This is a genomic window from Symbiobacterium sp., assembly GCF_040797425.1.
Classification (GTDB): domain Bacteria; phylum Bacillota; class Sulfobacillia; order Symbiobacteriales; family Symbiobacteriaceae; genus Symbiobacterium.
In genome coordinates this window covers 24,410-39,804 of record NZ_JBFNEH010000020.1, presented here as the reverse complement: position 1 = coordinate 39,804, position 15,395 = coordinate 24,410, and the positions used below count along the sequence as shown (strand labels likewise).

General features: G+C 68.1%; 17 protein-coding genes. 2 read left to right on the top strand and 15 right to left on the bottom strand.

The features are described 5' to 3' along the window. Positions 1 to 30: 30 nt before the first annotated feature. From AB2385_RS08190 to thpR, 8 genes are all read right to left on the bottom strand, one after another. The gene (locus AB2385_RS08190) at positions 31 to 2,259 is read right to left on the bottom strand and encodes a DNA topoisomerase 3 (protein ID WP_367654469.1); all 2,229 of its coding nucleotides are present in this window, start codon (positions 2,257 to 2,259) and stop codon (positions 31 to 33) included. Between the two features lie 160 nt (positions 2,260 to 2,419). After that, entirely contained in the window at positions 2,420 to 3,649 is a 1,230-nt protein-coding gene (rpsA, locus tag AB2385_RS08185) for a 30S ribosomal protein S1 (protein WP_367654468.1), read from the bottom strand. Positions 3,650 to 3,790: 141 nt separating this feature from the next. Then, positions 3,791 to 4,414: a lysophospholipid acyltransferase family protein gene (locus AB2385_RS08180; protein ID WP_367654467.1), complete on the bottom strand. Its 624-nt coding sequence runs from the start codon at positions 4,412 to 4,414 to the stop codon at positions 3,791 to 3,793. A 2-nt stretch (positions 4,415 to 4,416) separates the two neighbouring features. Next, positions 4,417 to 5,103, bottom strand: a complete 687-nt coding sequence (cmk, locus tag AB2385_RS08175; protein WP_367654466.1) for a (d)CMP kinase — start codon at positions 5,101 to 5,103, stop codon at positions 4,417 to 4,419. A gap of 200 nt (positions 5,104 to 5,303) precedes the next feature. Continuing rightward, entirely contained in the window at positions 5,304 to 5,555 is a 252-nt protein-coding gene (locus tag AB2385_RS08170) for a hypothetical protein (RefSeq protein ID WP_367654465.1), read from the bottom strand. Positions 5,556 to 5,612: 57 nt separating this feature from the next. Further along, positions 5,613 to 6,398, bottom strand: a complete 786-nt coding sequence (locus tag AB2385_RS08165; RefSeq protein WP_367654464.1) for a regulatory protein RecX — start codon at positions 6,396 to 6,398, stop codon at positions 5,613 to 5,615. Continuing rightward, a complete protein-coding gene (gene recA / locus AB2385_RS08160; protein WP_367654463.1) occupies positions 6,391 to 7,443 on the bottom strand; it encodes a recombinase RecA in 1,053 nt (350 codons plus the stop codon). Before recA ends, AB2385_RS08165 begins: the two co-directional genes overlap by 8 nt. A gap of 79 nt (positions 7,444 to 7,522) precedes the next feature. After that, entirely contained in the window at positions 7,523 to 8,110 is a 588-nt protein-coding gene (gene thpR, locus AB2385_RS08155) for an RNA 2',3'-cyclic phosphodiesterase (protein ID WP_367654462.1), read from the bottom strand. A gap of 332 nt (positions 8,111 to 8,442) precedes the next feature. Between thpR and AB2385_RS08150 the strand changes: the two genes are divergently transcribed. Then, the gene (locus AB2385_RS08150) at positions 8,443 to 8,877 is read left to right on the top strand and encodes a hypothetical protein (RefSeq protein ID WP_367654461.1); all 435 of its coding nucleotides are present in this window, start codon (positions 8,443 to 8,445) and stop codon (positions 8,875 to 8,877) included. Then, a complete protein-coding gene (locus tag AB2385_RS08145; protein ID WP_367654460.1) occupies positions 8,877 to 9,329 on the top strand; it encodes a hypothetical protein in 453 nt (150 codons plus the stop codon). Before AB2385_RS08150 ends, AB2385_RS08145 begins: the two co-directional genes overlap by 1 nt. Before the next feature lie 60 nt (positions 9,330 to 9,389). Here the strand turns inward: AB2385_RS08145 and mnhG are convergent, their stop codons facing one another. From mnhG to mbhE, 7 genes are read right to left on the bottom strand one after another with little or no spacing between them, the layout of a single operon-like run. Continuing rightward, positions 9,390 to 9,740 (bottom strand): monovalent cation/H(+) antiporter subunit G, encoded by a 351-nt coding sequence (gene mnhG, locus AB2385_RS08140; protein WP_367654459.1) that lies wholly within the window; start codon positions 9,738 to 9,740, stop codon positions 9,390 to 9,392. After that, positions 9,718 to 10,002: a monovalent cation/H+ antiporter complex subunit F gene (locus tag AB2385_RS08135; protein WP_367654486.1), complete on the bottom strand. Its 285-nt coding sequence runs from the start codon at positions 10,000 to 10,002 to the stop codon at positions 9,718 to 9,720. Before AB2385_RS08135 ends, mnhG begins: the two co-directional genes overlap by 23 nt. Beyond that, a complete protein-coding gene (locus tag AB2385_RS08130; protein ID WP_367654458.1) occupies positions 10,002 to 10,508 on the bottom strand; it encodes a Na+/H+ antiporter subunit E in 507 nt (168 codons plus the stop codon). The genes AB2385_RS08135 and AB2385_RS08130 overlap by 1 nt, the downstream gene beginning before the upstream one ends. Before the next feature lie 5 nt (positions 10,509 to 10,513). Beyond that, a complete protein-coding gene (locus AB2385_RS08125) occupies positions 10,514 to 11,998 on the bottom strand; it encodes a proton-conducting transporter membrane subunit (RefSeq protein WP_367654457.1) in 1,485 nt (494 codons plus the stop codon). Then, positions 11,991 to 12,374, bottom strand: a complete 384-nt coding sequence (locus AB2385_RS08120) for a sodium:proton antiporter (RefSeq protein WP_367654456.1) — start codon at positions 12,372 to 12,374, stop codon at positions 11,991 to 11,993. Before AB2385_RS08120 ends, AB2385_RS08125 begins: the two co-directional genes overlap by 8 nt. A gap of 3 nt (positions 12,375 to 12,377) precedes the next feature. Further along, positions 12,378 to 12,872: an MnhB domain-containing protein gene (locus AB2385_RS08115; RefSeq protein ID WP_367654455.1), complete on the bottom strand. Its 495-nt coding sequence runs from the start codon at positions 12,870 to 12,872 to the stop codon at positions 12,378 to 12,380. Continuing rightward, the gene (mbhE, locus tag AB2385_RS08110; RefSeq protein ID WP_367654454.1) at positions 12,872 to 15,178 is read right to left on the bottom strand and encodes a hydrogen gas-evolving membrane-bound hydrogenase subunit E; all 2,307 of its coding nucleotides are present in this window, start codon (positions 15,176 to 15,178) and stop codon (positions 12,872 to 12,874) included. The genes AB2385_RS08115 and mbhE overlap by 1 nt, the downstream gene beginning before the upstream one ends. Between the last annotated feature and the right edge of the window lie 217 nt (positions 15,179 to 15,395).

Sequence of the window (15,395 nt, the reverse complement as noted above, 5' to 3'; positions counted from 1 at the left end):
CACCCGTCGCCGGTGAGTGGTCCCCACCGCTCACCCCTTTCCGGCAGTTCTCCCACCGGCACCGACCGGCCGGGCGCCCCTGCCGCGCGCAGACGCACGCCGCCGGGGCCGGTCGGGCGGGAACTCGAACCCCACCTGGCCGTCCTCCCTGAGCACCAGGTATGCGGAGAAGCTGCGCCCGTTCCGGGGCGACGTGAAGCCCCTGATCAGCTCCGTCCGGCCGCGGGCGAGCAGCGCCTCCGCCACACTCCGGTCCAGCACCTTGCCGCACAGGAAGGTGGGCACGCGCAGCGCGCACCCCTCGGTGGCGCAAGTCCATCCCCGGCTCCCCTTCCGCACCGTACCCCCGCAGCGGGGACAGGGGGTAGCCAGCACCTCGGCAGGCTGCTCCGCGCCGGGTGTGGCGGCGTCTACGTCCGGTGCGCCCCCTTCCGCCGACCGCACCAGGGTCACCACCTGCGACGTGAGCTCGCGGATCTCCGCCATGAACCGCTCCGGGTCGTACTCGCCGGCCTGGACTGCGGCGATGCGGTGCTCCCACTCCCCGGTAAGCTCCGGGCTGAGCAGCACCGTCGCCCCCACCTGCTCGACCAGCTCCACAAAGCGCCGCCCCTTCGGGGTGGGCACCAGCGTCCGCCGCTCGGCCCGCACGTACCCGACCTGCTTCAGCCGCTCGATGATGGCCGCCCGGGTAGCCGGGGTACCCAGCCCGTGGCCCTTCATCGCCTCCTTGAGCGCCTCGTCCTCGATCTCGCGGCCCGCGTACTCCATGGCGCTGAGCAGCGTGGCCTCCGTGTACCGCCGGGGCGGGCGTGTGCTCTTCTCCCGGCTCTCCACCGCCGCCACGGCCACGGGCTGGCCCGCCCCGAGGCTCGGCAGCAGCTGCGGCGCTTCCTCCTCCTCATCGCCCTCCTGCGCCCTGCGCCGCGCCTTCTGCGGCTCCGGCTCCACCTTTCGCCAGCCCGGCTCCAGCACCTGGCGCCCGCGGCTCATGAACCGGTCGGGCAGCGCGCCCACCCGGGTGACCACCTCCTGCTCCAGGAACCGGGCGTCGGGGTAGAACTGGGCGAGGAAGCGGCGGGCGATCAGGTCGTAGATCTTGGCCTCCGCCCCGGCGAGGCTGTGCGGCACCTCGGTGGTGGGGATGATGGCGTGATGGTCGGTGACCTTGGCGTCGTCCACCACCCGCCGGTTGGAGCGGGTCACCCGCCCCGGGTCGGCCCCGGTCACCAGCGGGTGCAGGTCGGGTAGGCCGGCCAGCGCCCGCAGCACCTGGGGCAGTTCGGGCACCAGGGCGACGGAGAGGTACCGGGAGTCGGTGCGGGGGTAGGTGATGTGCTTCGCCTCGTAGAGCGACTGCGCCGCCTTCAGCGTGGCGGCGGCCGTGAGCCCGTAGCGCTTGTTGGCCTCCCGCTGCAGGCTGGTGAGGTCAAACAGCTGCGGCGGTCGCTCGGTAACCGGCTTCTGCTGGCACGACTCCACCTGGCCCCGCTGTCCCCGCACGCGCTCCACCACGGCCCGGGCGGACTCGGCGTCAGGCAGCCGGTCGCCCTCGGGCCCGAACCACTTCCCGCGGTACCGCTCTCCAGCGGCGGTGACGAACTCCGCCGTCACCTCCCAGTATGGTTCGGGGCGGAAGGCCTCAATCTCCCGCTCCCGCTTCACGAGCATGGCCAGGGTGGGGGTCTGCACCCTTCCGGCGGAGAGCAGGTCGCCCCACTTCACCGAGAAAGCCCGGGTCGCGTTGATGCCCACCAGCCAGTCGCCCTCGGCCCGGCAGCGGGCGGACTGGTAGAGGCGGTCGTACTCCGACTGCGGGCGCAGCTCCGCAAACGCCGTGCGGATGGCCGCAGGCGTGAGCGCCGAGACCCAGAGCCGCATCACGGGGGCGCTGAAGCCGGCGGCCTGGTAGATGTAGCGGAAAATCAGCTCGCCCTCCCGGCCGGCGTCGCAGGCGTTGATCAGGCTGGGGGCCTGCCGGCCGAGCCTGGCCAGCGTCTGGAACTGCGCCCGGGTCTCGGGGAGCACGGTGAGGCGAAACTCCGCAGGCATGATGGGCAGCGTGCCCAGGGACCAGCGCTTCCACCGCTGGTCGTACTCCTCCGGGGCCTGCAGCTCCACCAGGTGACCGATCGCCCACGAGAGCAGGTAGGTGGGCGACTCGAGGTACCCCTCCCGCCGGCGGAAGCCCCCAAGGGCCTCCGCTATGGCCCGTGCGGCGGAGGGCTTCTCGGCGATGATCAACGGCTTGCCGGACATGGCGACCCCCCTCAGAAAAGATGTTCGCCCACCGCTTGTTCCTCTCCTGCCTGCCTGTTCCCACAATCTGGATTTCGCTTCGGCCGTGCCCGCCGCTCGCTTTCCAAGAACAAGAGAAGGCCCGGCCCCCCAAAACGGGGACCGGGCCGAATCTGACCTCCTACTCCTCGGGCTTCTCCTCGGCGGGAGCCTCCGCCGGAGCCTCGCCCGCATCGGGGGCGTCGGGCTCACCGCCCTCCTCGGTCACCTGGTCGATCGGGCCCACCTCGGCTGCGATGGCCTGCGCCGCCAACTCCTCCTCAGCCGCACGCAGCGAGAGGCTGATCCGGCGGTTCCGCACGTCGAGGCCGATGACCTTCACCTTCACCTGCTGACCGACCGAAACCACCTCGCCGGGGTTGTTGATGCGCCGGTCGGCCATCTGGCTGATGTGGATCAGGCCGTCCACGCCGGGCTCCAGTTCGACGAAGGCGCCGAAGGTGGCCAGGCGGGCCACGGTGCCCTCGACGATGGCACCCTCGGGATACTTCTCCGCGACGCTGTCCCACGGATCAGGCAGCACCTGCTTCAGGCCCAGCGAGACCTTGCCCTTTTCCCGGTCGAGCCGGAGGACCTTCACCTTGATGGTCTCGCCCTCCTTCAGGACCTGCGAGGGGTGCTTGATGCGGCCGTAGGACATCTCGGAGATGTGCAGCAGGCCGTCCACCCCACCCAGGTCGATGAAGGCGCCGAAGTCCGTGAGGGACTTGACGGTGCCCTCGAGCACCGCACCCTCCTCAACGGTCTCCCAGAAGGCCTTCCGCCGGGCCTCGCGCTCGGCCTCGATCACCTGCTTGCGGGAGAGGATGACGCGGCCCCGGTGCGGACCCAGTTCAATGACCTTCACGCGGATCTTCTGACCCACGAACTTGGACAGGTCGGCCACGTAGCCCCGGTCCACCTGCGAAGCGGGTAGGAAGGCGCGCAGACCCAGGTCGACCACCAGACCGCCCTTGACGGCCTCGGTCACCTCGGCCTCGACGACCTCGTTGTTGCGGAACATCTCCTCGATGCGCTCCCACGCGAGGCGCTCGTCCGCGCGGCGCTTGCTGATGCGCAGTCCTCCCTCGCCCTTGGCGTCCACGCTGAGGACCATGACCTGCACCGTGTCGCCAACCTTGAGGCCGGCCTCCTCAGCGCTGCGGAGCGGGCGGTGGGACAACTCGTTCAGCGGAATGATGCCCTCGGACTTGTAGCCGACGTCCACCATGATCGAATCCTCGCTCACGCGCACGACCTGGCCGGTGACGATCTCACCCGGCTTGGGTACCCGCAGGGCAGCCTCCAGTTGGGCGCGGGCGGCCTCCTCCATGGTTTCGTTCTCCCTACCCTGGTTGTCAAACTCCTGCACGATCGTTGACCTCCTCGATGGCTCGGACACGGGTGCGGCACCGGCGCGACCGACTCGAACCACACATTACCTTCCTGATTTCATATTTCTTATAATAAAACCAGCCCCGGGCGGCGGGTTGTGAAACCAAGCCCTACTCCCTCACACCGGCCTCATCTCCGTGGCCTCCGGCAGACTCGGAGGCGAGTCTAACAGGCGTGCAATGGCCTCCATGATGGCCTCGCTGGCCTGCTCCAGCGTCTCGCTGTTCAGCCTGGCGGACCGGAACCGGTCCAGGTCCACCGGCGGACCGAACCGGATGCGGATGCGGCCGAACAGCCGGTAGTGGCCGCTGATCGCGGCGGGAATCACCGGCACGCCGGACTTCAGGGCGATGTACGCCGTACCCGGCTCCAGCTTTCCCATCTGACCCGTACGGGACCGGGTCCCTTCCGGGAAGATGCCAAAGCACTTGCCCTCCGCCAGCAGCGCCAGCGCGTGCCTGAGCGACGTGCGGTCCGCGGTGTTCCGCTTGACCGGGAAGGCGCCCAGGCCCGTGATGAGGAAGCGCAGGAAGGGGTTGTGAAACAGCTCCTCCTTCGCCATGAAGCAGACCGGCCGAGGGCTGGCGAGGCCGATGATCAGCGGGTCCTGTGCGTTGATGTGGTTGGAGCAGAGGATCGCGCCTCCGCTGCGCGGGATGTGCTCGGCTCCTTCCACCTCAATGCGGTAGATCAGATGGTAGACAATCCCCACCACCACCTTGCCGAAGCCGTACAGCCACATCGCTACGCCCTCCGGCAATAAGCCAAGATTTCTTCGACAACCGCTGCGATAGTCCTGCCCGTCGTGTCGACGACGATCGACTCGGGCAGCATCACCAGTGAGTTGGGGCCCTTGTTCATGTCCTGTTCGTCGCGCAGGGCGATCTCTTTTTCGACGGCAGCGAGATCCACCTTGTGGCCCTCGGCCTGGAGCTGGGCCTGCCGGCGGCGGGCCCGCTCCTTCAGCGAGGCGGTGATGAAGAACTTGAGGTCGGCGTCGGGCAACACGTACGAGCCGATGTCGCGCCCGTCCATCACCACGCCGCCGCCCCGGGCCATGGCCCGCTGGGCTTCGACCATGAGCGCCCTCAGCTCGGGCACGGCCGACACCCGGGAGACCACGGCCGAAACCGTGGGCGTGCGGATCGCATCGGTGACGTCCTCGCCGTCGAGCATCACCCGGTTACCGCCGTCCGGGGTGCTCTCGAGGCGCACCTCCGTGTCCCGGGCCATGGCGGCGAGAGCCTCACGGTCCGTCTCGGCGATGCCCAGCCTGAGCGCCTTCAGCGCCAGCGCCCGGTACATGGCGCCTGTATCCACATATAGATACCCGAGCCGTTTCGCGACGATCTTCGCCACAGTGCTCTTCCCGGCGCCAGCCGGACCGTCCATGGCGATGACCAGCTCTCGGGTCCCGTTCTCCGCTGTCAAGGTACCCTATCACTCCATTTGCCAACTCCCCGCGGGCCACAGCGGACATGGCGGGGGCGAAAGACCTTGCTGTATGCATTTGTACATGGTACCCGAGACTTCCTTCCCTAGATTAGCAGACTGGAAATGCCCCGTCAAACTAACATTGATACACAGATGTGAAAAAGAGAGCGCCAACCCCGCGCTCCCCTTCTCCTCCCTTATGGGCCCGAAGAACCCGTCCTGCGGCTCCAGTCATCCACCTCGTGGACGGGCACCCCCTCCAGGGCCGAGAGCAGGCCGAACCGACCGAGGCCCAGCGACTGCGCCAGCCCCAGCGCCACGAGGCCCAGCACGATCAGCCGCAGGAGGACCCGCTCCACCCGGTCGGCGAAGCTGCGGTGCCGGTCCTGAAAATGCTGCAGGACCTCCGCCTCTGCCGGCCAGTCGCGCGGCGGCTCCGGTCGCTCCATCGGGGGTCACCTCCACAGATGCTGTCCCCACCTAGTGTTATGTGGAGGTGACCTTCTTTATACATCGTCGTCGGGCCCGTCGTCGGCATCCGAGTTCCGCCGGCGGCCGAACCGGCCCTTGCCTGCGGGGGCAGGCAGGTCGGCCAGAAGCGGCTGCAGCGCCATCCGCACCGTCTCCGGCCCGAAGCCGCGCCGGCTGAGGAACCCTGCCAGGCGGCGCCAGGCGGTGAGGCGGTCCACCCGGCCCATCCGGGCGAGGCGGGCCGCCGCCACGGCCCGGGCCTGTTCCACCGCCTCGGCCTCCCCCCGCTCCTCCTGAACCACGGCTGCGGCCAGGCCGGGTTCGACGCCCTTGCGCACCAGGTCAGCCAGCAGCCTCCGGGCGCCGTAGTCCGAATGTGCGCGCACGTAATTGACCGCGTAGGCGTGGTCGTCCAGCCAGCCCATGTCCGCCAGCCGCTCGGCCACTCGCTCTGCCGTCTCGGCGGGAAAGAGCCTGGCCAGCCGCCGGGTGAGCTCGCACCGGGTGCGGGGCGCCGCCGCCAGAAGCCGCAGCCCGGCGTCCCACGCCTGCTTCTCCACCTCGAGGGCGTAGGCTTTCAGCAGTGTATCGCCATCCACCGCCTGCCCCACCCGAAGCTGGCAGCGGACGACGGTCTCCAGGTGCAGCCCGAGCACGAACTCGCCGTCAACATAGACCGACCGGCGCTCCGGGTCGCGCTGTTCCTCCAGGGCGGTGATGCGGCCCGAAACGGCCCGCAGGGCTTCCGGGTCCACCGGTCTGCGGCGCGCCCTCTTGCGGCGCCGGGGACCCGCCGCACCGGCGTCTTCCCACTCAGCCATCGACCTCTGCGGAGTCGTCGCTGGCCGGCTTCGCCACCGCCTGGCCGCCGATCAGCCGGTCCCGGATCTTCTGCTCGATCTCGGCCGCCACGTCCGGGTGCTGGCGCAGCCACTCCCGGGCGTTCTCCTTGCCCTGTCCGATGCGCTGGTCGCCGTAGGAGAACCAGGCGCCCGACTTGACGATGATCGGCGGGTTCAGCTCGATGCCGATGTCGATCAGGCTGCCTTCCCGGGAGATGCCCTGCCCGTAGAGAATGTCGAACTCCGCCTGCTTGAACGGGGGCGCCACCTTGTTCTTGACCACCTTCACCCGCGTGCGGGATCCGATGACCTCCTGGCCGTTCTTGAGGGTCTCGACCTTCCGCACCTCCAGGCGCACCGAGGCGTAGAACTTGAGCGCCCGCCCGCCCGGCGTGGTCTCGGGGTTGCCGAACATCACGCCGACCTTCTCACGGATCTGGTTGATGAAGATGCACACGCACTTCGACTTGGAAATCGCGCCGGTCAGCTTCCGCAAGGCCTGCGACATCAGACGGGCCTGAAGGCCAACGAACGAGTCGCCCATCTCACCCTCGATTTCGGCCTTCGGCACCAGCGCCGCCACCGAGTCGATGACCACCACGTCGATCGCCCCGGAGCGCACCAGCGTCTCGGTGATCTCGAGGGCTTGTTCGCCGGTATCGGGCTGGGAGATCAGCAGGTTGTCGATGTCGACCCCGAGCGCCTTGGCGTACACCGGGTCGAGGGCGTGCTCGGCGTCGACGAACGCAGCGACGCCGCCCATCTTCTGTGCCTCGGCGATCACGTGCAGCGCAACGGTGGTCTTGCCGGAAGACTCCGGGCCGTAGATCTCCACCACCCGCCCCCGGGGCAGACCGCCGACGCCCAGGGCCAGGTCGAGCGCCACCGAACCGGTGGGGATCACCTCGATGTTCAGCCTGGACATCTGCTCGCCGAGGCGCATGATGGAACCCTTGCCGAACTGCTTCTCAATCTGGGCCAGGGCCATTTCGATGGCCTTCTGCTTCCCCGCATCCAGCGCCATACCGCTTGAATCCTCCCAGCCAATATTTGCCATTCCGCGTCACCAGTATAGAGCACCCGCCGCCGCCTGACAAGCCCGCTCAGCCGCCCACGGCGCCCGTGAGTGCGGCAGCCGCCAGCACGCTGTACCGCGGCCCCGCCGGCAGCAGGACGCTCTGCATCAGCACGATGCGGTCCACCTGCCAGGTGCCGTAGGTCTCTGGCGGGCGCGTGAGGTGCTCCCGGAGGAGCGGGCCGAGGTCCGCGCCCTGCCGGACCCGCCCGAGAGTCAGGTGCGGCTTGAAGGGCCGCGCCTCCCGCTCGAAGCCGGCCTCGGCCAGCGCGTCCTCCAGGCGGCGGGCCAGGGCGACGAGCCGCGCCTGCCCCGCGCCGGTGCCCGCCCAGATCACGTTCGGGCGGGAAGGGTTCGGAAAGGCCCCCAGGCCGGCCACGGTGAGCGAAAACGGCGGGGTCTCGGCCGCCGCCCGTTGCAGGGCCGCCGCGGCCGCCTCCACCTGAGCCGGGTCCAACTCACCGAAGAAACGCAGGGTGAAGTGAAACTGGTGGGACGGCACCCACTTGACCTGGCTGGCACTTCCCCCCAGCGCCCGCCTCAGGTGGTCGCAGGCCGCAGCCAGCGCCTGGCGCACCGCCGGCGACGCCACCTCCACCGCCGCAAAACATCGCATACGCTTCACCTACCGGGTGCCAAGTTCGACGCCCCGCACCCCATTTCCTTCAGGCCGGGGGGCGAAATCCGGAACATCCGTTCGAATGGGTTCTCACCGGTCTATTCCGCCCGCAAGGCGACGCGCAGCGCCGTCACCCGGGGGCAGTGCGTCACCGTGCGGCTACCCGGTGGCGGTGGCAGCGGAAGGACACGCGGCTGCCGGACAAGTCCGACCGGCCTGCGTGCTGCGCACCTGCGTCAGTTATTCCTGTGTACAGTAGACCGTTGAACTTCCTTGCCCGTTTCCCCGTGTTCATCTGTGAAGCCCCTTCGCACGGGAGGAATCGCCGAATGCACACGCCCCTCAGGCCACTGGGCGTGAGCCCCGCCGACCTGGAAGCAGAACTGGAGGCGCGGCGCACCAGCCACCGGGCCCAGGTGGACGTGCTGAAAGCGCGGCTGTCGGAGGTGACCGCCCGCAACGCCCAGTTCAGGCGACGGCTGGCGGAACTGACGGCAGAGCGGGACCGGCTGGAGCAGGAGATCCAGCAGGCCCTGGAGGAGCTGGACCGGCCCGAAAGCCAGCTGGAGCTGCGGCTTCGCGAGGTCACCGAGCGGCACCGGCGGGAGCAGGCGGACCGCCAGGCGGAGCTCGAGGCGGTGCGCCACGAGCTTGACACGTGGATCGCCCTGGAGCGCCAGATCGCCGAGGGCGTGCTGGCCGCGGTGCAGCCGTTCCTGGAAGTGCAGGCGTACCTGCGGGAACAGGAAGGAGGTAAGGCGTGATGGGCCAGCCGGAGGGCCGCCGGCTGCGGCGGCAGCTCTGGGGGGTGCCCTGGCCGGAGGCCGAACGGCGGCTCCGGGAGCAGGCCGGCCAGTTCGAGCAGGAGCTGCGCCTCCTGCGAGAGGCCCTCGACCAGGCCCGCGCCGAGGAGAAGAGCCTGGCGACCCAGTGCGAGTCTCTCGAGGCCGACGTGCAGGCGGCGGCCCGCAAGCTCGACCGGCTGCGCAAGGGGCTGCAGCGGACCCAGGCCATGGCCCCGATTCAGGAGCTGGTGCTGGCCCGCCAGATCGCCGACCTGGAGGCGGAGCACGCCGGCCGGATGGCGGCTCTCCAGGCCGAGGTGGACCGACTGCGGGAGGAGATCGCCCGGCGCCGCGCTTCCCTGCAGCAGTGGGTGACCAGCCTGCTGCAGTCGGTGGCCGGGCGGGGTGACACGGAACAGAGGAAGTCGTGAGGGAGGCGCCCACACAGCACAGAAAGGCCACCGCTTCGCTGCGGTGGCCTTTCGTAGCAGTTACTCCTGCTGGCTGGCGGTGCCCGCGTCCTCCTGCAGGTCGTCCCGTACCGATACCGACGCCAGCGGCACGCCGATGCGGTGGGCGCCCCGGGCAACGACCAGCGAGCCGGTGGAGGCGGTGAAGAACAAGAACGGGATGATCAAAAGCAGTTTCAACGTCAGGCCGTGCGTCACCGAGAAGTAGACCGTACCGGCGAGCACGACCAGGGCCGTGCCCAGGGTGGTCGCCAGCGTCGACGCCTGCATCATGTTGTACACGTCAGGCATGCGGATGAGGCCCAGGCTGCCCAACAGCACCATCGCCGTGCCCGTGAGCAGGCAGAGGCTAACGAAGATCTCCGCGACCAATCACCCCACCCCCCTGGACGTACTTCCCCAGCACCATGGTCGAGCAGTAGTTGAGCGCCGAGAGCACGATGGCGTAGGCCAGATACTGCTGGTCATTCAGCAGCATGGCGCCCACGATCAGGAGGTTGATGAGCACCGTGCCGCCGGCGTCCATCCCCACGATCCGTGCGGGCATGGTGGGCCCCGAAAGGGTCCGATACCCGGCCATGCACAGGGCGAGAACCAGCCCGACCAGGCAGGTCCACAAGACCACCTGCAGCATCACTGCAACACCTCCATGACCAGGTCCTCAATGCGCCGACAGGACTCCAGGGCCGCTTCCGGGTCGGAGGCATCGACCACGTGGATGTACAGCGCACCGTAGTCATCTGCGACGTCCAGCGTCAAGGTACCGGGCGTCAGGGTGATCAGGCTGGCCAGGAGGGCCACTTGCGCGGGCTGGCGTGCACGCAACGGGAACTTCAGGATGCCGGGGGCAATCTCCAGCTTCGGCCTCAGCAGCAGGCGGGCCATCTGGAGATTGCCCAGGATCCACTGCCAGCCGTAGTAGAGCAGGAGATGTGCAGCGTGGTAGAGCCAGCGCAGGAAACCACCAGGGCGCCTCACGTACGGTCGGATCAGCCCGTGGACCGGTGCGGGGAAGGCCCACAGGATCAACGCGCCCACCAGCACACCGGTCAGGAAAGTGCCCAGTCCGTAGGCGTCCTGCAGCACCATCCAGCCCACGGCAAGGAGCACGGCGAGCGTGACATTGCGCGCAGCTGTCACGGCCTTCACCTCCCGGCGACGGTCTCAATATAGATTATCGGGTGCATCAACTGATCGGCTGCCGCCAGCGAGAACTCCATCATGAACCGGCCGCCCAGGCCCATGCCTGCGGAAAGTGCCAGGAGCAGCACGGCCGGGACCAGCGCCGTCACGTAATCCCGTCGGCCGCGCTGCACCCGCTCCCCGGACGGGCGGCCCCAGTAGGCCTTGCGGAAGATCTTGACCATCGAGAAGAGGGTGAAGAACGAGACCAACACCGAGACGACGGCGATCCCCCACGCCCCCTTCTCCACGGCCGCCGTGAGGAGCGCAAGCTTGGCGAAGAAGCCGGAGAAGGGCGGCACCCCGGCCAGGGACATGGCCAGTGCGAAGAAGGTGAAGGCCAGTCCCGGATAAGCCCCCAGGAGGCCCGAGTAGTCCTTGAAGTCCGTACTGCCGGTAATCCGGCTGGTGGCTCCCGACACCAGGAAGAGTCCGGACTTGACGATAATGTGGTGGGCGATGTAGAACACCGCACCCGCCAGGCCGAGGGTCGTGTAGAGACCGAGGCCCATGATCATGTAGCCGATCTGGCTGATAATGTGATAGCTGAGGATCGCCTTGAAGTCGTACTGCGAGATCGCCCCGATCACGCCGAGCAGCATGGTGAGGCCGCCCACCACCAGCAGCAGGGAATGCGTGAAGCCGGCGTCGTGGATGAAGATCAGCGTGAACACCCGGACCAGGGAGTAGACGCCCACCTTGGTCAACATGGCGGCGAACAGCGGTGCGATGGCGTTGGGCACATAGTAGTAGGAGCGCGGCAGCCACCAGTAGAACGGGAACAGGGCGCCCTTGGCGGCGAAGACGACCATGAACAGGATGCCGGCCAGGGTGATGTACGGGTTGCCGGGCTCAGCTGCCGCCTTGGCGGCGATGTCGGCCATGTTCAGCGAGGAGACTACCCCGTACAGCAGGGTCACCGCCAGCAGGAATACCGTCGAGGCGGCCAGGTTCAGCAGCAGGTACTTGAGGCCTTCCCGCAACTGCGGGCCTGTGCTGCCCAGCGTCATCAGAAAGTACGAGGAAATCAGCATCACCTCGAAGGCGACGTACAGGTTGAAGATGTCGCCCGTGGTGAAGCTCAGGTTCACGCCCGCCATCATGAAGAACAGGACGGGGTAGAAGAAGGTCTGCTCGCTGGCGCGGTCCATGTCCCTGAACATGAACAGCACCGAGGTGAAGAGGACGATGGCCGCAAGCACCGTCATCATGCCGCCGAACAGGTCCACGGCCAGCGTGATCCCGAACGGCACCGGCCACCCGCCGGCGGTCCGCACCTGGATCCCTTCGGTCCAGACCGTATAGGTCAGCAAGACGGAAACGCCGATGGCGGCCAGCGCGGAGAGCAGGGCGACCATGCGCTGCAGCGCCACACGCTTGTGCAGCAAGAGCTGCAAAATCCCGGTACCGAAGCAGAGCAGGGCCGGCGCGGCGACGAGGTTACTCATGCTCTCCCCCCCGCAGCGACAGCAGGTCGTCCGTTCCGTTCTCCTGCACCGTCCGGTAGGCGAGCACGAAGGCGAAGGCGGTCGTCGCCAGGCTGATCACGATGGAGGTGAGAATCAGCGCCTGCGGGATGGGATCCACGTAGGAGATTCCGTCCACGATGATGCCACCGCCCCCCTCGGCCGGAACCGCCGTCTCGCTGCCCCCGAGAATGGGGGCGCGCCCCGTCTTGAGCCGGCCTGACGTGAGGAGCATGAGGTTGGTGCCGTAAGTGATCAGCATGGTTCCCAGTATGATGCGGATCATGTTCCGTTCCAGCAGCAGGTAGGTGCCCACGCCAAACAGCACACCGATCAGCAGTGCAGCGGCAAGTTCCACGGCTTACGACACCCTCTTTGCAGATGTGCTCGACCCCGGGCCGTTCCCTGCGGACCGGGCCGCGGGGCGGTCGGAGGCGATGGTGAGAAGAACAGACTTCATCGTACCGACGACCACGAAGAAGACACCCAAGTCGAACAGCATGGCGGTGGTCCACTCCAGGTCGCCCAACAGCGGCAGGTGAACCACGCCCAACCGGTGCTGCATGAAAGCGTCGCCCACCAGTGCGGGCCCCACCACCGTCGCGAACGAGATCGCCAGACCGCCTCCCAGCAGGTACGGGATGGGAACCGGGAAGAACCGGTCGGCCGCGTCCAGTCCGAAGGCCACGCCCTGCAGGGCGATTGCCGCGGCAACGATGAGGCCCGCGATGAAGCCGCCACCAGGCTCCTGGTGCCCTCGGAGCAGTATCCAGACCGCCAGGAGTTTCAACACGTACAGTGAAGTACAGACCACTACCCGTACAACCGGGTTTTCCTCCACAGGCGCACGCGCCATCAGCTCCGCCCCCTCCGCTCGCGCTGCCTCCGGAGCTGGACCAGCATGGAGACGGCCAGGCCCGCCACCGTGAGGACGGTGATCTCGCCCATCGTATCGAAGCCACGGAAGTCGACCAGCGTCACGTTCACCACGTTGTTACCGCCGCCCAGGTCGTGACTGTGCTGCAGGTACCACGCGGCCACTTCGGGCGGGAAGAGACGGGCGCCATTCGCCAGCAGGGTGACCACCGCTGCCAGTGCGCCCACGCCGACGGCCACCAGCACGTTGAGGCTCGGTCGGCGGGCCGCCCGCGGGTAGAGCTTCACCTGCCCCAGATGCGGAAAGACCAGCAGGAGGAGCACCACGGTGACGACCTCCACCACCACCTGCGTCAGGGCAAGGTCGGGCGCCCGCATCAGCGCGAAGAGCAGGGACATCGGCATGCCCACCAGCGACAGTGCGGCCACCGCCGTCAGCCGGGTGGTGGACCGTGCGGCGAACACCGCACCCACGGCGATGATGCAGACCAGGAGAATCTCCCAGGGCGTGACGGGGGAGAGCTGCAAGGCAGGGATCCGGACGCGCCGCACGAGCATGGTGCCGAAGAAGAGCACGACCGTGGCGCCCAGGGTGTAGGCGAGATAGTCCCGCAGATACCCCGTCATCTGGCGGTCGGTGATCCAGCGCGCCGCCCTCTCCACCGCCTGCTCCTTCCACCAGAGGAAGTCGAAGAGGCTGTTCAGGTTGCGCCGCGGGGTGATCCGGTCGCAGGCAGCGAGGACCCGGGGCAGGGCCTGATAGGCCAGGAGGCCGCCTCCCAGTGCCGTCGCCGTCATCAGCAGGGCAGGGCTGAGCCCGTGCCAGAGGGCGATGTGCGGCAACTCCACCGGCACCTGCAGCACCGCCGCGACCGCCGGCGTGACAACCAGGGAGTCGGCCGATGCGGGGAAGACGCCCACCGCGACGATGACCAGGGCCAGGCAGAGCGGCGAGAGGAGCATGGCCCACGGCGCCTCCCGCGGCGGTTTCGGCGTGTTGCCAAGGGGGCCGTACCAGATCTTGTGCCCCAGCATGAGACAGTAGAGCGTGGTGAACACCGAGGCGGCTGTAGCCACGGCGGCCCCCGGCAGCCCCATGGGGGAGCCGTGCACCGCCGTCAGGAACATCTCCTTCGACAGAAACCCGTTGAACAGGGGTACACCCGCCATCGCAGCCGCGCCCACGGCGGCCAGCGCCGCCGAGACCGGCATCGCCCGGCTCAGGCCGGAGAGGAGGCCGATGTCGCGCGTTCCGGTCTGGTGGTCGATGATCCCGACCACCATGAACAGGAGTGCCTTGAAGGTCGAATGGTTAAGCAGATGGAAGGTGCCTGCCTGGACGGCCTCAGGAGTGCCGAGGCCGAAGAGCCAGGTGACGAGCCCCAGCTGCGACACGGTGGAAAAGGCCAGCACCGCCTTGAGGTCCGTCCGCTGGACAGCCAGGAAAGAGCCCACCGCCATCGTCACCATTCCCACCGTGGCCACCACCGGAAGCCAGAGGGGGTGCTGGTGGAACAGGGGCCAGAGCCGGCCGAGGAGGAAGATGCCGGCCTTCACCATGGTGGCTGAGTGCAGGTAGGCGGAGACGGGAGTCGGTGCCGCCATGGCGTCCGGCAGCCAGATGTGGAAGGGAAACTGTGCAGACTTGGTGAAGGCGCCGATCAGAAGCAGCACCAGCGCCCAGGTGACGAGCGGGTTCGCCAGCAGTTCGGTCTGCTTCGCCAGCAGGTCCGGCAATTCGAAGGTGCCACTCACGCTGCCCAGGATGACGAGGCCGAACAGCATCGCCAGCCCGCCCCCGACCGTGATCAAGACCGCCTTCAAGGCGCCGTACTGCGCCTCGGTGCGGTCGTTCCAGAACCCGATCAGCAGGAAGGAGCTGATCGACGTGAGTTCCCAGAAGACATAGAGCAGCGCCAGGTTGCCGGCGTAGACGACGCCGAGCATGGCTCCCATGAAAAGCAAGAGGTAGGCATAGAACTTCCCCAGGTCTTCCCGGGCACCCAGGTAGGGAATGCTGTACAGTACTACCAGCACGCCGATTCCGGCGATCAGCAGGGCGAAAAGCCGGGTCCATCCGTCGACCAGAATGGACAGGCTGATGCCCAGCTGGGGCACCCACGGGACGGTCCACGACCCGTCCGGGGTGACCAGGGCGAAGAGCAGAGCCGCCGCAGCCAGGACCAGCGCCGCGGGGCCCGTCCTCCGGCCGAGCCACTGGTGGAGCATGGGCATGAACAGTGCTCCGACGAGTGGAATGCCAATCGAGATCAGCGCTTGCTCCAAGGAATTCCCTCCTTGTGGTGCGGGGCGGGCGCCCGTCCGCAGACGCCCCGCCAACGGTTTTGGCGCAATGCGCGAGAACGGGACGAGCGTCATGAGGCGGTCCTTCCCCCCAACGCCGTCCCTGCCCCAACTTCCTCCCTCTCCGAGCAACAGATGAGTTTCAGCGCGCCCACGGGCCCGCAGCTCATGGCCGGACGCCCGGTGGCCCACCCATTTC

Coding starts and splice junctions, on each gene's coding strand:
- AB2385_RS08190 (WP_367654469.1), bottom strand. CDS start 2,259: ATGTCCGGCAAGCCGTTGATCATCGCCGAGAAGCCCTCCGCCGCACGG.
- AB2385_RS08180 (WP_367654467.1), bottom strand. CDS start 4,414: ATGTGGCTGTACGGCTTCGGCAAGGTGGTGGTGGGGATTGTCTACCAT.
- AB2385_RS08170 (WP_367654465.1), bottom strand. CDS start 5,555: ATGGAGCGACCGGAGCCGCCGCGCGACTGGCCGGCAGAGGCGGAGGTC.
- AB2385_RS08165 (WP_367654464.1), bottom strand. CDS start 6,398: ATGGCTGAGTGGGAAGACGCCGGTGCGGCGGGTCCCCGGCGCCGCAAG.
- recA (WP_367654463.1), bottom strand. CDS start 7,443: ATGGCGCTGGATGCGGGGAAGCAGAAGGCCATCGAAATGGCCCTGGCC.
- thpR (WP_367654462.1), bottom strand. CDS start 8,110: ATGCGATGTTTTGCGGCGGTGGAGGTGGCGTCGCCGGCGGTGCGCCAG.
- AB2385_RS08150 (WP_367654461.1), top strand. CDS start 8,443: ATGCACACGCCCCTCAGGCCACTGGGCGTGAGCCCCGCCGACCTGGAA.
- AB2385_RS08145 (WP_367654460.1), top strand. CDS start 8,877: ATGGGCCAGCCGGAGGGCCGCCGGCTGCGGCGGCAGCTCTGGGGGGTG.
- AB2385_RS08135 (WP_367654486.1), bottom strand. CDS start 10,002: ATGCTGCAGGTGGTCTTGTGGACCTGCCTGGTCGGGCTGGTTCTCGCC.
- AB2385_RS08125 (WP_367654457.1), bottom strand. CDS start 11,998: ATGAGTAACCTCGTCGCCGCGCCGGCCCTGCTCTGCTTCGGTACCGGG.
- AB2385_RS08115 (WP_367654455.1), bottom strand. CDS start 12,872: ATGGCGCGTGCGCCTGTGGAGGAAAACCCGGTTGTACGGGTAGTGGTC.